The organism is Paraburkholderia sp. FW306-02-B (genome assembly GCF_058782725.1).
In genome coordinates this window covers 877,633-894,354 of record NZ_JBYSXZ010000001.1, presented here as the reverse complement: position 1 = coordinate 894,354, position 16,722 = coordinate 877,633, and the positions used below count along the sequence as shown (strand labels likewise).

15 protein-coding genes are annotated in these 16,722 nt (G+C 61.7%); 1 reads left to right on the top strand and 14 read right to left on the bottom strand.

The genetic code is table 11. The features are described 5' to 3' along the window. Position 1: 1 nt before the first annotated feature. The 13 genes from AC3WOG_RS03950 to AC3WOG_RS03890 all read right to left on the bottom strand — a co-directional run bounded on the left by AC3WOG_RS03950 (position 2) and on the right by AC3WOG_RS03890 (position 14,746). On the bottom strand, positions 2 to 1,129 hold the full coding sequence (locus tag AC3WOG_RS03950; RefSeq protein ID WP_492576767.1) for a glycosyltransferase: 1,128 nt from the start codon (positions 1,127 to 1,129) through the stop codon (positions 2 to 4). After that, on the bottom strand, positions 1,126 to 2,382 hold the full coding sequence (locus AC3WOG_RS03945) for a glycosyltransferase (RefSeq protein ID WP_492576766.1): 1,257 nt from the start codon (positions 2,380 to 2,382) through the stop codon (positions 1,126 to 1,128). The genes AC3WOG_RS03950 and AC3WOG_RS03945 overlap by 4 nt, the downstream gene beginning before the upstream one ends. Beyond that, positions 2,375 to 3,496, bottom strand: coding sequence for a non-hydrolyzing UDP-N-acetylglucosamine 2-epimerase (wecB, locus tag AC3WOG_RS03940; RefSeq protein WP_492576765.1), 1,122 nt, complete (start codon positions 3,494 to 3,496; stop codon positions 2,375 to 2,377). Before wecB ends, AC3WOG_RS03945 begins: the two co-directional genes overlap by 8 nt. Continuing rightward, positions 3,493 to 5,079, bottom strand: coding sequence for a polysaccharide deacetylase (locus tag AC3WOG_RS03935; RefSeq protein ID WP_492576764.1), 1,587 nt, complete (start codon positions 5,077 to 5,079; stop codon positions 3,493 to 3,495). The genes wecB and AC3WOG_RS03935 overlap by 4 nt, the downstream gene beginning before the upstream one ends. Then, positions 5,076 to 6,458, bottom strand: coding sequence for a phenylacetate--CoA ligase family protein (locus tag AC3WOG_RS03930; protein WP_492576763.1), 1,383 nt, complete (start codon positions 6,456 to 6,458; stop codon positions 5,076 to 5,078). The genes AC3WOG_RS03935 and AC3WOG_RS03930 overlap by 4 nt, the downstream gene beginning before the upstream one ends. A gap of 202 nt (positions 6,459 to 6,660) precedes the next feature. Next, entirely contained in the window at positions 6,661 to 7,437 is a 777-nt protein-coding gene (locus AC3WOG_RS03925) for an ABC transporter ATP-binding protein (RefSeq protein ID WP_492576762.1), read from the bottom strand. Positions 7,438 to 7,441: 4 nt separating this feature from the next. Next, the gene (locus AC3WOG_RS03920; RefSeq protein WP_492576761.1) at positions 7,442 to 8,260 is read right to left on the bottom strand and encodes an ABC transporter permease; all 819 of its coding nucleotides are present in this window, start codon (positions 8,258 to 8,260) and stop codon (positions 7,442 to 7,444) included. Between the two features lies 1 nt (position 8,261). Further along, positions 8,262 to 9,677: a mannose-1-phosphate guanylyltransferase/mannose-6-phosphate isomerase gene (locus AC3WOG_RS03915; RefSeq protein WP_492576760.1), complete on the bottom strand. Its 1,416-nt coding sequence runs from the start codon at positions 9,675 to 9,677 to the stop codon at positions 8,262 to 8,264. 244 nt (positions 9,678 to 9,921) lie between these two features. Next, positions 9,922 to 10,848, bottom strand: a complete 927-nt coding sequence (gene rfbD, locus AC3WOG_RS03910; protein ID WP_492576759.1) for a dTDP-4-dehydrorhamnose reductase — start codon at positions 10,846 to 10,848, stop codon at positions 9,922 to 9,924. Between the two features lie 11 nt (positions 10,849 to 10,859). Next, on the bottom strand, positions 10,860 to 11,411 hold the full coding sequence (gene rfbC / locus AC3WOG_RS03905) for a dTDP-4-dehydrorhamnose 3,5-epimerase (protein ID WP_492576758.1): 552 nt from the start codon (positions 11,409 to 11,411) through the stop codon (positions 10,860 to 10,862). Next, a complete protein-coding gene (gene rfbA / locus AC3WOG_RS03900) occupies positions 11,396 to 12,289 on the bottom strand; it encodes a glucose-1-phosphate thymidylyltransferase RfbA (protein ID WP_492576757.1) in 894 nt (297 codons plus the stop codon). The genes rfbC and rfbA overlap by 16 nt, the downstream gene beginning before the upstream one ends. Positions 12,290 to 12,299: 10 nt before the next feature. Next, positions 12,300 to 13,361 carry a dTDP-glucose 4,6-dehydratase gene (rfbB, locus tag AC3WOG_RS03895; RefSeq protein WP_492576756.1) on the bottom strand — a complete coding sequence of 354 codons (1,062 nt, stop codon included), beginning with the start codon at positions 13,359 to 13,361 and terminating at the stop codon, positions 12,300 to 12,302. A gap of 473 nt (positions 13,362 to 13,834) precedes the next feature. Continuing rightward, positions 13,835 to 14,746, bottom strand: coding sequence for a GDP-mannose 4,6-dehydratase (locus tag AC3WOG_RS03890; RefSeq protein ID WP_492576755.1), 912 nt, complete (start codon positions 14,744 to 14,746; stop codon positions 13,835 to 13,837). Between the two features lie 222 nt (positions 14,747 to 14,968). Between AC3WOG_RS03890 and AC3WOG_RS03885 the strand changes: the two genes are divergently transcribed. Then, the gene (locus AC3WOG_RS03885; protein WP_492576754.1) at positions 14,969 to 15,847 is read left to right on the top strand and encodes a symmetrical bis(5'-nucleosyl)-tetraphosphatase; all 879 of its coding nucleotides are present in this window, start codon (positions 14,969 to 14,971) and stop codon (positions 15,845 to 15,847) included. Here AC3WOG_RS03885 and AC3WOG_RS03880 read toward each other — a convergent pair. Then, positions 15,844 to 16,692, bottom strand: a complete 849-nt coding sequence (locus tag AC3WOG_RS03880; RefSeq protein ID WP_492576753.1) for a lysophospholipid acyltransferase family protein — start codon at positions 16,690 to 16,692, stop codon at positions 15,844 to 15,846. The two genes, AC3WOG_RS03885 and AC3WOG_RS03880, sit on opposite strands and share 4 nt — an antisense overlap. Between the last annotated feature and the right edge of the window lie 30 nt (positions 16,693 to 16,722).

The window sequence follows — 16,722 nt, the reverse complement described above, 5'->3', positions numbered from 1 at the left end:
ATCACGCGACTTCCTGGTATAGCGCACTATATGCTTTGCCAAGCGCCTCGCCTGAAAACAGCGTTTCGTATCGCTCGCGTGCGGCTCGTCCCATGGCCGCGGCTAATGCGTCGTCGCTCAGCAGCGCATTCATCGCGCCAGCCAGTTCTTTTGATTGTTCCGGTGCGACGACAAACCCCGTCACGCCGTTCTGATTGACGTAGGACGTCCCCGAACCCACCTCGCAGCACACCATCGGTTTGCCGAACATGGCCGCCTCCACCAACACCATGCCGAACGCTTCGGAGCGCAAGTGCGACGGTAGCACCATCGCGCGGCATCCCTTGAGCAGCGCGACCTTTTCTTCGTGCGTCACCTGCCCCGCGAAAACGACATTGGTCGCGCCGGTTTGCCGTGCCAACGCCACTAGGCGCTCCCGCTCCGGGCCCGACCCGGCGATCACAATTTTCGCATCGACGTGGCTCGCTGCCTCGATCAGCGTATGCAAGCCTTTGTAATAGCGCAGCACGCCGAGCGCAAGAAAATACGGCTCATCGCCGACGAGGCCCAGCCGGTTCGCGACGTCGCTTTGCGCATCCGCCGGATGTGGTTCATCACGGTAGTCGATGATGCCGAGCGGAATGGTCTTCAGCCGGTCACTCGACACACATTCCGTCAGCGTCTCGCTGGTTTGCGCATAGGCAGGCGAGGTCGCCACCACCGCAGACATGCTGCGCAGCGTACGCCGCATCAACGGCCCGTAGACAGCGCCAAGCGCCTTCTGGCGCACGATGTCCGAGTGATACGTCATCACCGTCGGCTTGTTCTTGCGGCCGAGCAGATGCAGCACGTCCGCGAACGGCCACGGGAAGTGGAAATGCACGACGTCGGCCCAGTCGGCCATCTCGCGATACTTCATTAATGCGCTCGGACCGCCCAGATCGCACGATGCCGGCGCCGCCCACGATTTGGCGCGTACGACGCGCCCTTCGGGATAGTCGATCTCCGTCGGCGTAGGTGTCGGCGACAGCGTAAGGATGCGTGTCTCGACGCCGCACGCGAGCGTCGACAGTGCCACCTGCCGGATCGCTTCCTGCAAGCCGCCCGGCGGATCGGGGAAGTAGGTGCGGTAGACATGAACAACTTTCACGTGCGCACCTCCGCGCCACCACGTTGTTGTGCGCTGGCGTGGCTCGATTTGTCGCTGGCAAAAGTAATCTGCAGCATCTTGTCGAGGCGTCGTTCCCAAGTGTTCTCGCCCACTGCCGCTCGCGCCTCGTCGGCGCTCAGCTTGCCGCGTGCGAGCTGTTTCTCGATAGCAGCAACAAAGGCTTGAACATCACCGCCGACCTCAAGCCCCGCGCGCGGTTCTTTCGCGAAATCCAGCGGCGTCGACACCACCGGCAAGCCCGCCGCTAGGTACTCGAAAAACTTCATCGGGAACATCGAGCGGGTGTACTCGTTCAGTAAAGTCGGCAGCACGCCGACCTGCATACCACGCAAGTATTGCGGCAAGCTCGGGTAGCTGCGATAGCCGAACAGATGCACGTTGGGCAGACGCTCCAGTTGCGCCAACAGTTCGCTGCGCTGCCCTTCCCGCTGCTCGCCGATAATGATCCACTGCCATTCCGGCCGCGCCCGCGCGGTCTCCAGAAGCAACGGAAAGTCGATCTTGAAGTCGGACAGCACGCCGTGATACACGAGTCGCGGTTCGGGAATGGCCGCCAGCTCTGCGGGCAGCGGCCCTGCTTCGAGCGCCTGACCGAAGTGCGCATCGTCCACTACGTTGCCGAAGTAATGTGTGTTCCGGTTATACGGAAGGCACGTTTCCTGCAGCGATTTCGCAGTCGTGAAGACGGCTTCGCATTGCGCGAGCAGCGCTTTCTGCGCATTGTTGAACGCAGCGACATCGACGCCCGGAATCGCCGCAATATCGTCGACGCAGTGGTAAACGAGCGGGCCGCGCTCGAGCGTGGCGATCGCGTCCAGCAAGAACGGATGATAGGTCCACACGACCGGGTCGACGAACCGATGCCCTTTCGCGAACCGGCTAACCGACCAGCGCAGCAACGCCTGATTCAGCGCACGCACGAGCGGCCAGTGATGCTTGGCCGGCACCATCAACGGCGACAACACCCAGATGTTCTCGGCACGCCGCGGCGGCCCGACGACGAGCGACTGCATGCCGCGCCACAAGCGGCGCCACAAGCGGGCCCAATCGCGTCCGCTGCCGACCTTCGGCGAACGGAAACCGACACTCTCCACATACAGTACCCGCCAGCCACGCGCGGCCAGAATGCTCGCGGTATGCTGCTTGTTCGTCCAATACGGTTCGTCCCAATCGGCAGTCGAAAACAACACCGTGTCTCGCGCGGCACGTACGGTGTTCTCACGTTCAACCACTGAACACCTCAACGGGGCGGCCCAGCAGGCTCTCGAGAATACGCTGCGACGCCAGGCCGTCGCCATACGGGTTCGCGCGATTCCGCAGCGCCTCGCGGCGCGCCGGATCGTCGAGCCAGCCAATCGCCGCGCTTTCGATACTCTCCGCCGCCTGACCAGCGAGCGTCGCAAAGCCTGCGTCGACGCCTTCGCGCCGCTCGGTATGATTGCGCATCACGACGACCGGTACGCCGAACGTCGGCGCTTCTTCCTGAATGCCACCCGAATCGCTCACGACCAACGCGCTGCGGCTGATTAGATAAAGGCTGGTCGGATAATCGACCGGCTCGATCAAAGCGAGGTTCGATATGCCATCCAGTTCGCGCAGCACGGGCCCACGCACGGCGGGATTCAAATGCACCGGGAAGACCCAGCGATAAGCGCTATAACGTTGGCACAGATCGCGCAGCACGCGGCAAATGCCTTGCAGCACGTCGCCGAAGTTTTCGCGTCGATGGCAGGTGACGAGAATGTGCTGCTTCTCAGCACCTTGCCACTCCGGCAGCGGACTTTCTGGCGGCGTAGCGTCCCAGCTTTGGCGTACTGCCGCAATCGCATCGACCACGGTATTGCCCGTGACGACGATTTTTTCCGCTGCAATTCCTTCGCCCAGCAGATTCTGGCGCGCAAGCTCGGTGGGCGCGAAATGCAGCGTCGTGATCCGGCTCAGCAGACTGCGATTCGCTTCCTCGGGGAACGGGCTCGCCAAATCGCCGGTGCGCAATCCGGCTTCGACGTGTCCAACCGGAATCCCGCGATGAAACGCCGCGAGACCGGCGCAAAAGGCCGTCGTCGTATCGCCTTGCACGATCACCCAATCGGGACGCACCTGCTCCAGCGCCCGATCGAGCGCGGCCAACAGACGCGCCGACAATGCGTTCAGCGACTGTCCCGGGCTCATCGTGTCGAGCGTGATATCCGGTTCGATGCCGAAGAATGCGAGCGCCTGCGCGGCCATTTCCTTGTGCTGGCCGCTCGCGCAAACGATGGTTTCGACTTCGGCGCGCAAGGTCCTCACGACCGGCGCCAGCTTGATGACCTCGGGCCGCGTGCCCATCACTACCATGACTTTCATTGCAATGATTTCCCGGACTCGACTTGCACGTGAGCACCGCGAAACTCGACGCCGAGCGCCAACGGCGTCGAAGGTGCCGCGGCGTTGGACGGCGTCAGGATGCGGAACGCGCCGTTCTCTTCGATGACCTGCGTCAGCGACCTGTGCTTGAGGAAATCTAGCGCGGCTTCTTCGTGCAGGAAGAGCGGCTTTTCCGCCTTGCTCCTGATGTACGCGATGAATTTCTCGTGAGCGTCGATGCGCAACGCCTCGTCCGGCCAACCGTACGCATAACGTTCGGAGAACGGATGATCGAGATAGCCGAACAGCGTGTTGGTGGCGTAGGCGTAGTCGAAGGCCTGCTTGAAGATGGCGAGCGGGTCGCCCTCCTTGAGCATGCAATCGCCGTGCAGCATGCACTGCTGGCTGTGGCCGATGAAGCCTGCTGGCAAGCCGGCAAGCGCGCCGCCGCGCGACGTCAGAAACTCCGGATCGTTGCGGATGATCCCGCCGATGCAGCCTTCGTAGCCGGCGTCGGCGAGGCCGCGCATCGCGTACGGCGGCGACTGGTGAAACGGCGACACGGCGTAGCGCACCGGGATGCCCGTCACCGCTTCGATCAAGGACGCCGATTGAGCACCCTCCGCTAAGGCATTTTCATAGCTGCCGCCCCAGTTCGGCGCATGCGTCGCCGTGTGCGACAACACCGCGCCCTGCTGCTTGTCGGCGAGCAACTCGCGAAGAATGCCGTGATGCTCCGCGCGACTCAGGTTTTGCGTGTGAACAGCCAGGGTGAACGGAACGCCCAGGCGTTGATAGGTCTGCCACAGCGGACGCGCCGATTCGACGTCTTCGTCGCAATCGAGCCGTGACGTGATCGCGGCATCGTAGCCCCATGGCAGCTCGCTCAACACCGGATGACATGGCAGCGTTTGCGACCGGTAACCCGACAGGAAATTCTCGACGGTGCGCCATTCGAATGAATCGCACGGACCGACCGCACGGTTGAACCACAACACGCTCGACGTACCGACGTCCCACAGCGCGGCGTATGAGAACTGTCGTTCGCCGGCCACGACCACGGCCGCGAGTTCGGCATCGGCGGGCACCTGGGCCGCTTGTGCGACCGCCCAGATCGAGCCGTCGCAACGGATCGCGCCGAAACCGAGGTTGTTCCACTCGTCGGTGAAGTCGAAACGCTCGAACGGGCGACGCCATTGCTGGCCGCCCAGCGCCTGCGCCAACGCGCTGTATCGGATCACCGCTGCGCTCTCGCGCGCTTCGCCCGACGGCGTCGATTCGCTGCGGCTCGCGCCCGCCAACCCGGCCGGCAAGTCCACTGCCTGATAGCGCAGATAGTCTGCGAGCGCTGCCGGCATGCGGCCGAACACCACTAGCTTGCGGGGACGGGCGTTCAACCATGCGAGCAGGTCCGCGCTCCAGCCGTCAGGCACATCGACGGCGACGACCACGTCCGGCGCGATTGAGCGCAGAGCGCTGCGCGAGATCGCTTGTGCCTGAGTCGCGCTGACGGAACGCTGCACAGCCGCCAGCACATACTGGCCAGCTTGCGCCGAAGCGTCCGAGAACAGAATGCCAATCATGCGGTCACCACGTGACGAAATTTAGCCCGGCTGCCGACACGCACGAAATCGTCGTGGCCGACATAGGCAATCGTGAAAGCGTCCTGCCAGAAGTGACGCAGCTTGCTGGTCGTTTCTTCAGCATTGGCCGACGGCTCGAGTACGATCCGCAGTGTCGGCGGCGTGGTTCGCAGATCGATCTGGAACTCCTGAATCCCACCGACGCGATGGTCGAGCATGTCCTGAATATGGTGGGTCGGGTGCGCCACGCCGTTGATCGGCACGACGTCATGAATCCGTCCGACGACATTCGTCAGGAAGAAGCCCTTGCCGGTCTCTTCCACGCGTGCAAGGTCACCCGTCGCGTAGCGGATCAACGGCATCAGCCGGTTACGGAAACCCGTGAACACGAGTTCATGCGCGCCGTCGGGATTGCCTTCAGACAGTCGGCTCTCCGGCCACCCTTCCGATTCGAGAATCTGGAAACCGCCGTCGTGCCCGTCGAGTTCGTAGGCCATCACGCCAAGTTCGGCGAGACCATAGCGATCGATCACGCGGCAACGCAATGCCGAAGCAATCATTTCGCGTGCATGCGGCTCGAGCAATTCGCCGCTCGACTCGAACACCGCAAATGCTTTGCCGCCGCCGTACTTGCGCTGCACGTAGCAGGCGAGCGCATACATGGTCGACGGATGCGAGTGCGCCAGATACGGCTTGCGACGCTTGAGCGTCTGCCACATTTCTTCGAGACCTTGATCGTCGATGCGATCGAAGAAAATGTTGCTGCGATTCATCGCGAAGCATTTGAAGTCTTCACGCGACGGCCATTCCGGAATCACCTGATCCGGGAAGCGGCAGGCAAAGTGAAGTTCCGAACGATGGCGTAGCTTGCCAATCCGTTCGCGCGCGTAGGACGTGACGGCTGACGAATAATCTGCGCCTACCTGATCGTAGTAGATCGTGGTCGACAGTCCGGTCGAGCCGCCGGTCTTGCACGCGTGATGCCGGCCCGCTTCGAGCGGCCCCGACAACAGGCGCGTGCCCTGCTCGCGAATGATGTCCTTGGTCAGATAAGGGAGCTCTTCCAGATAACGCGGGTCCTGCTTGACCTTCGCAGGGTCGAACTGCTTCGCCTGAAACAGATCGCGGTAATACGGCACTTGCGCACCGGCAAATTCGAGGATACTGGCCAGCCGGTCGAGCGCGATGCGGCGACGCTCCGGCATGGGCAGCACATAGTGCTGCCGCAACTCTTCGATCTTCGGACGGACGCTGCGCTTTTCGCGGCTCTCAGCAATCGGATAGGCGATATAGCCACCCGCGAAACCCTTGAGCGTGCGAAACGGCTGTCGCACCAGCAAGGACTCGGAGTACCGCAGAAATGGATGATTAGCTCGCATGAAATTCGAACCTTGTTGCGCCTGTGTGGCTTCCGCCGGCCGCGCTGCGGCAGATTCGCGAGCGCTTTGGGCGGCACTGTTGGATTGGGCGCGAAGCCTCGCTACGAACCGAAGGTCAGCGCCCGCATCCCATCTGTCTGAACACACGCACCGGGCAGTCCTGCGGCCATACGACCAGGTCCGGCATGCCCGTTTGCGGAAATTAGTGCGGCAACTGCGCCGAGTGGCTGACCAGCGGCGCTTCGCTTGCTTGAGGCGCGATGATCGGTTCGTCGGCGATCATCTTGCCGTGCTCCATGGAAATCTTGCGATTGCACACCCGCGCCACCAGCGAGGGATCGTGCGACGCAACCACCAGCACCGAAGCCTTGCCAACCAGACTCTCGAGACGCTCGGCTGCCTTGATGCTGAACTCCGCATCGCCTACGCTGAGCCACTCGTCCATGATCAGGATGTCGGCTTCGACGCTGGTCGAAATCGCGAACGCGAGACGCAGCATCATCCCGCTCGAATACGTGCGCACCGGCAGATTCAGGTAGTCGCCCAATTCGCTGAAGTCGGCGATCTCGTCGATCTTGCTGCGAATGCGCGCCGGCTTCAGGCCGTCGAGAATGCCGCGCAGATAGATGTTCTCGAAGCCGGTCGCATCGGGGTCGAGGCCCATCGACACGTCCAGCAGCGAAGCAATCTTGCCATGCACCTTGAGCTCACCGCGCACCGGCGCATACACGCCCGACAGCGTGCGCAGCAGCGTTGTCTTGCCCGACCCGTTGTGGCCGATCAGACCGACGCGGTCGCCTTCGGTGAAGCTGAAGCTGAGGTCGTCGATCGCTTTGACAATCGCGTGACGACCGGCATCCTGGCCGATCCGGCCACCCGTCGTGAGATTGAGCACCGCCTTTTTCAGTGAGCGATGGGAGTTCTCGTAAATCGGAAATTCGACGGAGATGTTACGAGCAACAATCGATGAAGAACTCACAATATCAAAGCCAGTAAGGAACGCGATTACGGAAACGTTTCATCAGGATTTGCGCGAAGGCAAAGCCCACTATCAGCAAACCAAACGACCAGGCCCACGATTCCCAATGGGTCGGGCGGCCGGTCAACGGCGCACGCACCGTTTCGATCAGGTGGTAAAGCGGGTTGTATTCGGCAACCCAGGCACGGTCCTTCAGAATTTCAGGTGACCACATGACGGGCGTGAAGAAGAACACGACCTGAATCAGATTGGTCACGATCGGCGGAATGTCGCGAAAACGGGCACACAGCACGCCAAGCGTCACGCCGAGCCAGACGCCGTGGAGCAGCAGCATGGCGAGCGCGAGCGGAACCAGCAGAAACTCCCACCCGGGCCAGCGCCCGAAGGCTAGCAACAGGACTACGACCACCGGCAAGCTGTGCAGCAGAATCACAAAATTGCGCCACGCGATCCGGCACACGTGCACGGTAAGCGGTAGGCGAATCTGCTTGATGAGATACGCCGCGCCAATGAAGGCTATGCAGCCTTCATTGGCAACCGCAGCAAGATAAGCCCAGATCACCAGACCAACGGCGAGATAGGGCAGATAGTTGGAAATTTCCTGGTGCAGCAGCGTGGAATACAGCGCGCCCAGCACCACGACCATGATGATCGTGCTCAATGTAAACCAAAAAGGTCCGAGCACCGAGCGGCGGTAGCGCTGACGAATGTCATGCCAGCCCAGCGTGCCCCACACCCGCATCGCTTTCATGCCGACGAGCAGATCGTCGGTTTCGGTATGGCGGGTCAGGTCTTCCGTATCGTTGATAAAACTGATATCCATCTCAAGTACGTCCGTAAATGTCTTCAAAGCGGACGATGTCGTCTTCGCCTAGATATTCGCCGCTCTGCACTTCGATCATCACGAGCTCGACTACGCCCGGATTCTCGAGGCGGTGTTTGTGACCCGCCGGGATGTAGGTCGACTCGTTGGTCGATACGAAGAACTCCTGCTCTCCGTTCACGACCTTGGCCATCCCACTGACCACCACCCAATGCTCATTGCGATGATGATGCATCTGCAAGCTGAGACTCGCGCCCGGCTTGACCTCGATGCGTTTGATCTTGAAGCGCGGGCCTTCTTCAAGCACCGAATAAGTACCCCACGGCCGATGCACTGTGCGATGCACCTTATACGTCTCGTGACCACGCGCCTTCAGTTCGGTAAAAATCTGCTTGACGTCCTGAGCCCGGTCCCGGTTCGCGACGAGCAGCGCATCAGGCGTGTCGATGACGATCAGATTCTCGATACCCACTGCGCCGATAAGCCGGTCGCCGCCACGCAAGTAGCAGTTCTTCACGTCGAGCAGCAACGCTTCACCTTCCACGCGATTGCCGCTGCCGTCCGGCGGCGAGAGATCGCTGAGTGCCGTCCACGAACCGACATCCGTCCAGCCGATGTCACAGCGCACCACCGCGGCGTGTTCGCACTTCTCCATCACCGCATAGTCGAACGACACTTCCGGTACAGCACCGAAACTCGCGGGTTCGAGACGAATCTGCGCGCCGTCCTTACCCTCAGCAGACGGCGACTGTGCCATGCACTCGGCAGCCGTACTGAGAATCTCAGGACAGTGCAGTTGCATCTCCTTCAGGATCGTGCCTGCGGTAAAGCAGAACATGCCCGAGTTCCACACGAATTTGCCGGAGGCGAGATACTCGCGAGCCTTCTCGAGCGACGGCTTCTCGACAAAGCGCACCACGGTTTCGCCATCCGCCTCGATATAGCCATAGCCAGTCTCGGGCGTATCCGGATGCACGCCGAAGGTGACCACCTTGCCCGCCTGCGCAAGCTTCTTCGCCGCCTCGACGGCCGCGGCGAACGCCTGCTGGTCGGCAATCAGATGATCGGCGGCCAGTACCAGCATGACGGTCTTGTCGCCATGCACTTTCGCCGTGTGCAACGCCGCCGTCGCGATCGCCGCAGCCGTATTGCGGCCAAAGGGTTCAAGAATGAACGAGGTTGCACAGCCTTTCGCGTTCACCTCGCGAAAATCGTCTTCAGTCTTGAAGAACAGATCGCGGTTCGTTACCGTGAGCACTTCTTTCACGCCAGGCAGCGCGACCGCCCGCAAGAAAGCCTTCTGCAGCAGGCTCTCGCCATCCGCAAGACGGATGAATGGCTTCGGATGCGATTCACGCGAAACCGGCCAGAGCCTCGACCCCGCTCCGCCACAAAGGATGATCGGTAACAAACTCACAGAGTCCTCTCAGTACCGTACTTATTACGGAGGTAGCCCGACCATGAATGGTCAGCACAACCCACGATCAGGTTGATAACGCGACGCGCCCGTCGTGAACGGCGGCATGTTCGCACCGGATTGCTGAGCCGGCGCGGAACTCTCAACCTGTCGATATTCTACCCCCGCCCCCTTTCACTCTCGTCAGGCAGCAAAGGCACTGTGAGGCGTTGTGAGCTTCGGGCAAGGGCGCGTCCTATGCGGTTTAAGAACGGGCTGCCGGCGACGCCGGAAAAGCGTCCGTCAGGCACAGTTGCAAGGCTTCGCGCCAATGCGGAGCTACGAGCCCGAACACCTGCGCCAACTTCTCGTTCGACATCCTCGAATTGGATGGACGCTTCGCCGGAGTCGGATAGTCGGATGCGGGAATCGGCAACACCTTGGGCCGGTTCGGCAGGTTCGCGAATTCGAAGATTGCCGATGCGAAGCCGTGCCAAGAGGTGGAGTCGCCGGCGCACAGGTGGTAAATCCCCGAACGCTCGTTCCACCACGAAGCCCTGTCTTCGGCGGCAAACGCCTGCGCGACCAGGTGGGCGGTGAGCGTGGCGATCGTGTTGCTCCAAGTCGGCGCGCCGAACTGATCAGCGACAACCTTCAACTCGGGTCGATCAGCGCCGAGCCGAAGCATCGTGAGCAGAAAATTCTTTCCGCGGGTGCCGTACACCCAGCTCGTACGAAGCACCAGATGATCGACGCCCGTCGCGGCGATCGTCTGCTCGCCGGCAAGCTTGGTGCGGCCATACGCGTTCTGCGGGTCGGTCGGATCGTCTTCGACGTAGGCGCCGTCTTTCTCGCCGTTGAACACGTAATCGGTCGAGTAGTGAATCAGCGCCGCGCCCAGCTTTTTCGCTTCTTCAGCCAGCACGCCCGGCGCTTCGCCGTTGATGCGCATGGCGAGATCGAGTTCGTCTTCGGCCTTGTCCACCGCGGTATAGGCCGCGGGGTTGACGATCAGGGCCGGCCGAACCTCGCGAACGACGGCACGTACCTGGTCCAGATTGGACAGATCCAGCGTGGAGCGGTCCACGGCCACCACTTTGCCGAGCCCCTGCAGCGTACGCGCGAGCTCGAAGCCGACCTGGCCATTTACACCGGTGACGAGAATCGTCCGCTTAGCATCACGTGCGCTCATGCTGCAACCCCTTATGCAAAGACTTCAGCATCGGCAAGACGCTTACCCGCCGCATCCTTCGCAGCCAGCAGCGGCTCGAAGTCGATCGGCCACTCGATGCCGATCGCCGGATCGTTCCAGACGATGCTGCGCTCATGCTCGGGAAACCAATAGTCGGTGGTCTTGTAGAGGAACTGCGCCGATTCGGACAACACCACGAAACCGTGCGCAAAACCCGGCGGCACCCACAACTGCCGATGATTGTCGACCGACAGCGTCACACCGACCCACTTGCCGAAATTCGGCGAGCTCTTGCGGATATCGACAGCCACATCGAACACCTCACCTTCAACCACGCGCACGAGCTTCCCTTGCGCATGCTGAATCTGGTAATGCAGTCCACGCAACACGCCCTTCGCCGAGCGCGAGTGGTTGTCCTGCAGGAACTCGACGCCGGGCTCGACCTGCTCGGCAAACTCCTGCGCATTGAAGCTTTCGAAGAAGAAGCCGCGCGCGTCGCCGAACACCTTCGGCTCGATGATCTTGACTTCGGGCAGCGCCGTAGCGGTTACTTGGATGGCCATGCAACTTGGTCCGTAAGAATGTTTTGCAGGTACTGCCCGTAGGCGTTCTTCGCGAGCGGTTTGGCGAGCGTCAACAGTTGCTCCCCATCAATCCACTGCTGCCGGTACGCAATCTCTTCCGGACACGCAACCACCAGACCCTGGCGTTTTTGCAGCGTGGCGATGAAGGTTGCCGCTTCGATCAGCGAATCGTGCGTGCCCGTGTCGAGCCACGCATAGCCACGCCCCATGATTTCCACATTGAGCGCGGTGTTCGCCAGATAACGCGAGTTGACGTCGGTGATTTCAAGCTCGCCACGCGGCGACGGTTTGATATCGGCGGCGATATCGCAAACCTGCTTGTCGTAGAAGTACAGACCGGTGACGGCGTAGTTGGAGCGCGGCTTGGCCGGCTTCTCTTCGATCGACAGCGCGCGGAACTGCTTGTCGAATTCGACAACGCCGTACCGCTCAGGATCGTGCACGTGATAAGCGAAGACGGTCGCGCCTTCATCCTTGTCATTGGCGCGTTCCAGCTGTTTCGCGAGATCGTGCCCGTAGAAAATGTTGTCGCCGAGAATCAGTGCCGACGGATCGTTACCAACGAAGTCGCGGCCGATAATGAACGCCTGCGCGAGGCCGTCCGGCGAAGGCTGCACCGCGTACCGAATATTCATGCCCCACTGGCTGCCGTCGCCGAGCATGGCTTCGAAGCGCGGCGTGTCTTGCGGCGTCGAGATGATCAGCACATCACGAATGCCCGCCACCATCAGTGTGGACAGCGGATAGTAGATCATCGGCTTGTCGTAGACCGGCAGCAGCTGCTTGGATACGACATGTGTAATCGGATACAGCCGCGTACCCGATCCGCCTGCGAGAATAATGCCTTTGCGCGCCATAGCCGTGCCCTTACGCGCGCTGCGCGTAGTTGGTCTCAACCCACTTCAGATACTCACCCGAAGCCACGTCGTCGGACCATGCCTGATTGTCCAGATACCACTGAACCGTCTTCGCGAGGCCCGTTTCGAACGTTTCAGCCGGCTTCCAGCCAAGCTCGCGCTCGAGCTTGCGGGCGTCGATCGCATAACGGCGGTCGTGGCCCGGACGATCCTTCACATACGTGATCTGATCGCGGTACGAAGCGCCCGCTTTCGGACGCAATTGATCGAGCAGATCGCACAGCGTGTGCACGACGTCGAGGTTCTTCTTCTCGTTCCAGCCGCCGATGTTGTACGTCTCGCCCGGCACGCCGCGCGCGAGCACTTCGCGGATCGCGCTGCAATGGTCGCCGACATACAACCAGTCGCGCACGTTCTGACCGTCGCCGTACACCGGCAGCGCCTTGCCACTCAGCGCGTTGGCGATCATCAACGGAATCAGCTTCTCGGGGAACTGGAACGGACCGTAGTTGTTCGAGCAGTTGGTAGTGAGCGTGGGCAGGCCATACGTGTGATGGTAGGCACGCACCAGATGGTCGGAACCCGCCTTGGTGGCCGAATAGGGGCTATTCGGCGCGTACGGCGTGGTTTCGGAGAATTGCGGATCGGTAGCGGAGAGCGAACCGAACACTTCGTCGGTAGAAACATGCAGGAAACGGAACGCGGCCTTGTCGGCATCGCCGAGCGCATTCCAGTAGCTGCGGGTCGCTTCCAGCAGCGTGAAAGTGCCGACCACGTTGGTTTGCACAAAATCGGCCGGACCATGGATCGAACGATCCACATGGCTTTCCGCGGCGAAGTGCAGCACGGCGCGCGGCTTGTGTTCGGCGAAGAGCGCGTCGAGCGCGGCACGATCGCAGATATCGGCCCGCACGAAAACATGACGGGGATTGGCCTGTTGCGACTTGAGCGTACCGAGATTGCCGGCGTAGGTCAGCTTGTCGACGTTCAGCACCGCTTCGTCCGACGCATTGAGCCAGTCGAGCACGAAATTGGCGCCGATAAAGCCGGCGCCGCCCGTTACCAGGATCATGAAATTCCCTTCCAAATGTTCGTGGTGGATCGGACACAGCAGGCCCGAGCACACGCCCCAAATTGTGGTTTTCGATTCTTGTCAACGCCGTCGCCAATCCTCATACCGCAAGCGGACGCTCAGACGCCAATCTTATAAAGCGACGATTATAAAGCCGCCCCGGGCAAAAACCAGAACCCTAACAACTTGAAACAGCTTGACAAATTAAGTTTCTCCTGGAGTCGGTTCGGGACAATTTGTCACCTGCACCGCTGCCGGCAGCCCACGGACGTAGAAAGGCACGCGCCTGATCGACGCCTGGTTCGGACTGTTGGGGCACGATCGCGCGGCGCCTGGCCGCGCGATTGAGGAGTAGACGCGTACGCGTCCGCGGCAACAAGCCGGCGCGCCGCGATGCAGGACGAATATCGGTAAAAGACGCTGAAAGGAGTCGAAACGCGCCGATCAGGCACCTGACCAAGCCAGGCCTTCGACTAAGCCGCCAGCATCCAGCGCAGCGTATCCATGAAGGGAATAGCCTCGACTTCCGGCACCAGCGAGCGCAGCTTGGCAGGCGAACCGGCCAGCATCTTCACATCTGTTTGCCGCACGAACGCGGGATTGATCTGTATCTCGAGCTCATGCCCAGTCAGGTCGCTCGCCGCCGAGAGAATTTCCCGAAGCGTATAAGGCGTACCCGTACAAACATTGACCGTTTCGCCGGCGACAGCGGATTCGAGCAAGGCTTCATAAGCGCTCGCCACATAGCGCACATCCGAAAAATCACGTGCAACGTCGATATTGCCGAGCGAAATCGAAGGCTCGCGCCGCGCAAAATGCTCGACGATCTTCGGCACCAGGAAATTCGACGCCTGCCCGCGACCGGTGTAGTTGAACGGCCGCACGATCAGGATCGGCAACCGGTCGAACCAGGTGCGCACCATCGTTTCCATTGCCGCCTTGCTGGCGGCGTAGTGATTGACGGGCGTGACCGGGAAAGTCTCGTCGATGGCGTCGCTGGTTACGTTGCCGTAAACATTCGCGCTGCTTGCGATCAGCAGCTTGCGCGGCGTGTGGCCGACGGCCGCGCAAGCCTCCAGCAGATTCAGCGTGCCGATCACGTTGACGCGATAGAAGTCGAGCGGATCGTTATGGCCCACAAAGCTGATTGCCGCCAGATGCACGATGTAATCGGGCCGCGCCGTTTCGATCACGCGCCGGCATGCCTCGGGCGACGTGATGTCGAGCCTGAGCCGTGTCGGCGTTTCAGGCTCGCTGCGTCCGGCCACCGTTTCGATCACGGTGTGACCTTTAGCGAGCAGGTTATCCACCAGATAGCGGCCAGTGAAACCACTCGCCCCGGTGACGAGCGTGCGAATCGGTTGCGCTGCATGGGAAGACGACATGCTTTCTCCGTTCACGAGGGTCATCCTGTTGTGTTGCAGTATCGCGTGCGGCCTTGTCGGCGGCGGCTCCCGCCGGCTCCTGACGGCGCAGGTCACAATACCAGTGCGTCAAACGGGCTATTATGTCACGCTTATATGTTGCACCGCTCAACGCGGCACGCGCGGTACCTTTTGCGCTTATCCACCTGTACCCGCCGTGTACCGATTAGCACCGATCCCTCGATGACAGCCTCCACCGTTCCCACCGCTATCCCTGAGCCGCGCCCGTTTCCTCTTGCCTTCGGCGACCTGCAAGGCTGTCGCACGCCGTTCCAGCAGCTGCTGGCCAAGGCCGCGCCGCCGGCCGGCACACCGCTGTGGTTCGCCGGCGACCTGATCAACCGCGGCGCCGAATCGCTCGCCACGCTGCGCGACATCATCGACCTCGGCGATCGCGCAGTGCCGGTGCTGGGCAATCACGATCTGCATCTGCTGTCGGTGTCGGCGGGGATTCGCAAGTCGAAAAAAGGCGACACAATCGACGATATCCTCGCCGCACCGGACGCCGAGGACCTGCTCGAATGGGTCCGCCACCGGCCGCTCGCGCACTTTGAAAACGGCATGCTGATGGTGCACGCGGGCGTGTTGCCGCAGTGGGACGCCGCTCTGACCATGGAACTCGCCGACGAATTGCAGCGCGCGCTGCGCGCGCCGACCTGGAAGGAAACGCTCGCGGGCCTGTACGGCAATGAACCGAATTACTGGAAGCCGGACCTCAAAGGCATCGACCGGTTGCGCGTAACGTGCATGGCATTGACGCGCATCCGCTTCTGCAATCTCGAAGGCACGATGGATTTCAGCACCAGCGGCGGCCTGAATTCCGCGCCGGCCGGCTACATGCCGTGGTTCGACGTGCCGTCGCGCAAGACCGCCGATATCACGGTGGTCTTCGGCCATTGGGCCGCGCTTGGCTTGACCTTGCGCGACAACCTGATCGGCCTGGATTCGGGCTGCGTATGGGGGGAGAAACTCTCCGCCGTGCGTCTTGCCGACGATCCGGCAGAACGCACGCTAACCCAGGTCGACTGCGAAAACTGCCGCGTGCCGATGAACGGTAATTAAGCTGAGCGGCTGGACTGATCGACCGGGTCGATCAGCGCGGGCGTGGCGGCAGGCGCTGCGGCTTGCGCCGCGATCACCGCAGCCGCAGTGGAACCCGCCATGCCCGCGGTGCGCGCCTGCATCTCCCGCAGTGCCGCCGCGACCACCCCTTCCGCTTCCGCAGCCAGCATGCGCCGGTCGGCGCCCGGCGCGAGCGGCGCGCCGACATACACGTGCGCGGTCAACGGGCCGCCGCGCAACAGCATATTCAGCGAATCGGCGAGCGTCACGTCGTCGATATAGGCGGGCGCGGTCGATTGCCGGCCCTGCGCGTCCTCATACATGATGCACAGCGGCTGAACCGGCGCAGACGCCGACACGGCCGCCTGGAACATGTTCGCGTGAAACGGCAGCAGCGTCAGACCGTTGGAAGTGGTACCTTCCGGAAACACGCACATCAGCTCGCCCGCGTTCAGGCGGTCGGCCAGTTCATGCATGATCCGTTTCGCATCACTGCGCTTCTCGCGCTGGATAAACACCGTGCCCAGTTGCTGCGCGAGCCAGCCGACCACCGGCCACTGACGGATCTCGGCCTTCGAGACGAACGGCGTGGGCCGCCACGCGTTGATCACGTAGATGTCGATCCACGAGATGTGATTGGCGACCACCAGCGCGCCGCGATCGAGCCGCGCGCCGTCGTTATGCACGACCAGCCGCATGCCGCACAGGCGCAGCATTTTCAGCGACCATGCGCGATTGAGCGTCTGCCGGACATCGGCGCCGGCTTTTGGAAAGCGCGTCGCGACGATCCACATGCCATGCAGCAGATGCGCGACGAGACGGGCCTTGCGTAACGCTAGCTTCATTGTCGGAGGTTTCCCTAACTGGGCAATAGC

Excerpts from the sequence above, each read along its gene's own strand:
- rfbD (WP_492576759.1), bottom strand. The coding sequence starts at position 10,848 with ATGAGCGCACGTGATGCTAAGCGGACGATTCTCGTCACCGGTGTAAAT.
- rfbA (WP_492576757.1), bottom strand. The coding sequence starts at position 12,289 with ATGGCGCGCAAAGGCATTATTCTCGCAGGCGGATCGGGTACGCGGCTG.
- AC3WOG_RS03880 (WP_492576753.1), bottom strand. The coding sequence starts at position 16,692 with ATGAAGCTAGCGTTACGCAAGGCCCGTCTCGTCGCGCATCTGCTGCAT.
- rfbC (WP_492576758.1), bottom strand. The coding sequence starts at position 11,411 with ATGGCCATCCAAGTAACCGCTACGGCGCTGCCCGAAGTCAAGATCATC.
- rfbB (WP_492576756.1), bottom strand. The coding sequence starts at position 13,361 with ATGATCCTGGTAACGGGCGGCGCCGGCTTTATCGGCGCCAATTTCGTG.
- wecB (WP_492576765.1), bottom strand. The coding sequence starts at position 3,496 with ATGAAAGTCATGGTAGTGATGGGCACGCGGCCCGAGGTCATCAAGCTG.
- AC3WOG_RS03890 (WP_492576755.1), bottom strand. The coding sequence starts at position 14,746 with ATGTCGTCTTCCCATGCAGCGCAACCGATTCGCACGCTCGTCACCGGG.
- AC3WOG_RS03920 (WP_492576761.1), bottom strand. The coding sequence starts at position 8,260 with ATGGATATCAGTTTTATCAACGATACGGAAGACCTGACCCGCCATACC.
- AC3WOG_RS03935 (WP_492576764.1), bottom strand. The coding sequence starts at position 5,079 with ATGATTGGCATTCTGTTCTCGGACGCTTCGGCGCAAGCTGGCCAGTAT.
- AC3WOG_RS03930 (WP_492576763.1), bottom strand. The coding sequence starts at position 6,458 with ATGCGAGCTAATCATCCATTTCTGCGGTACTCCGAGTCCTTGCTGGTG.
- AC3WOG_RS03885 (WP_492576754.1), top strand. The coding sequence starts at position 14,969 with ATGACAGCCTCCACCGTTCCCACCGCTATCCCTGAGCCGCGCCCGTTT.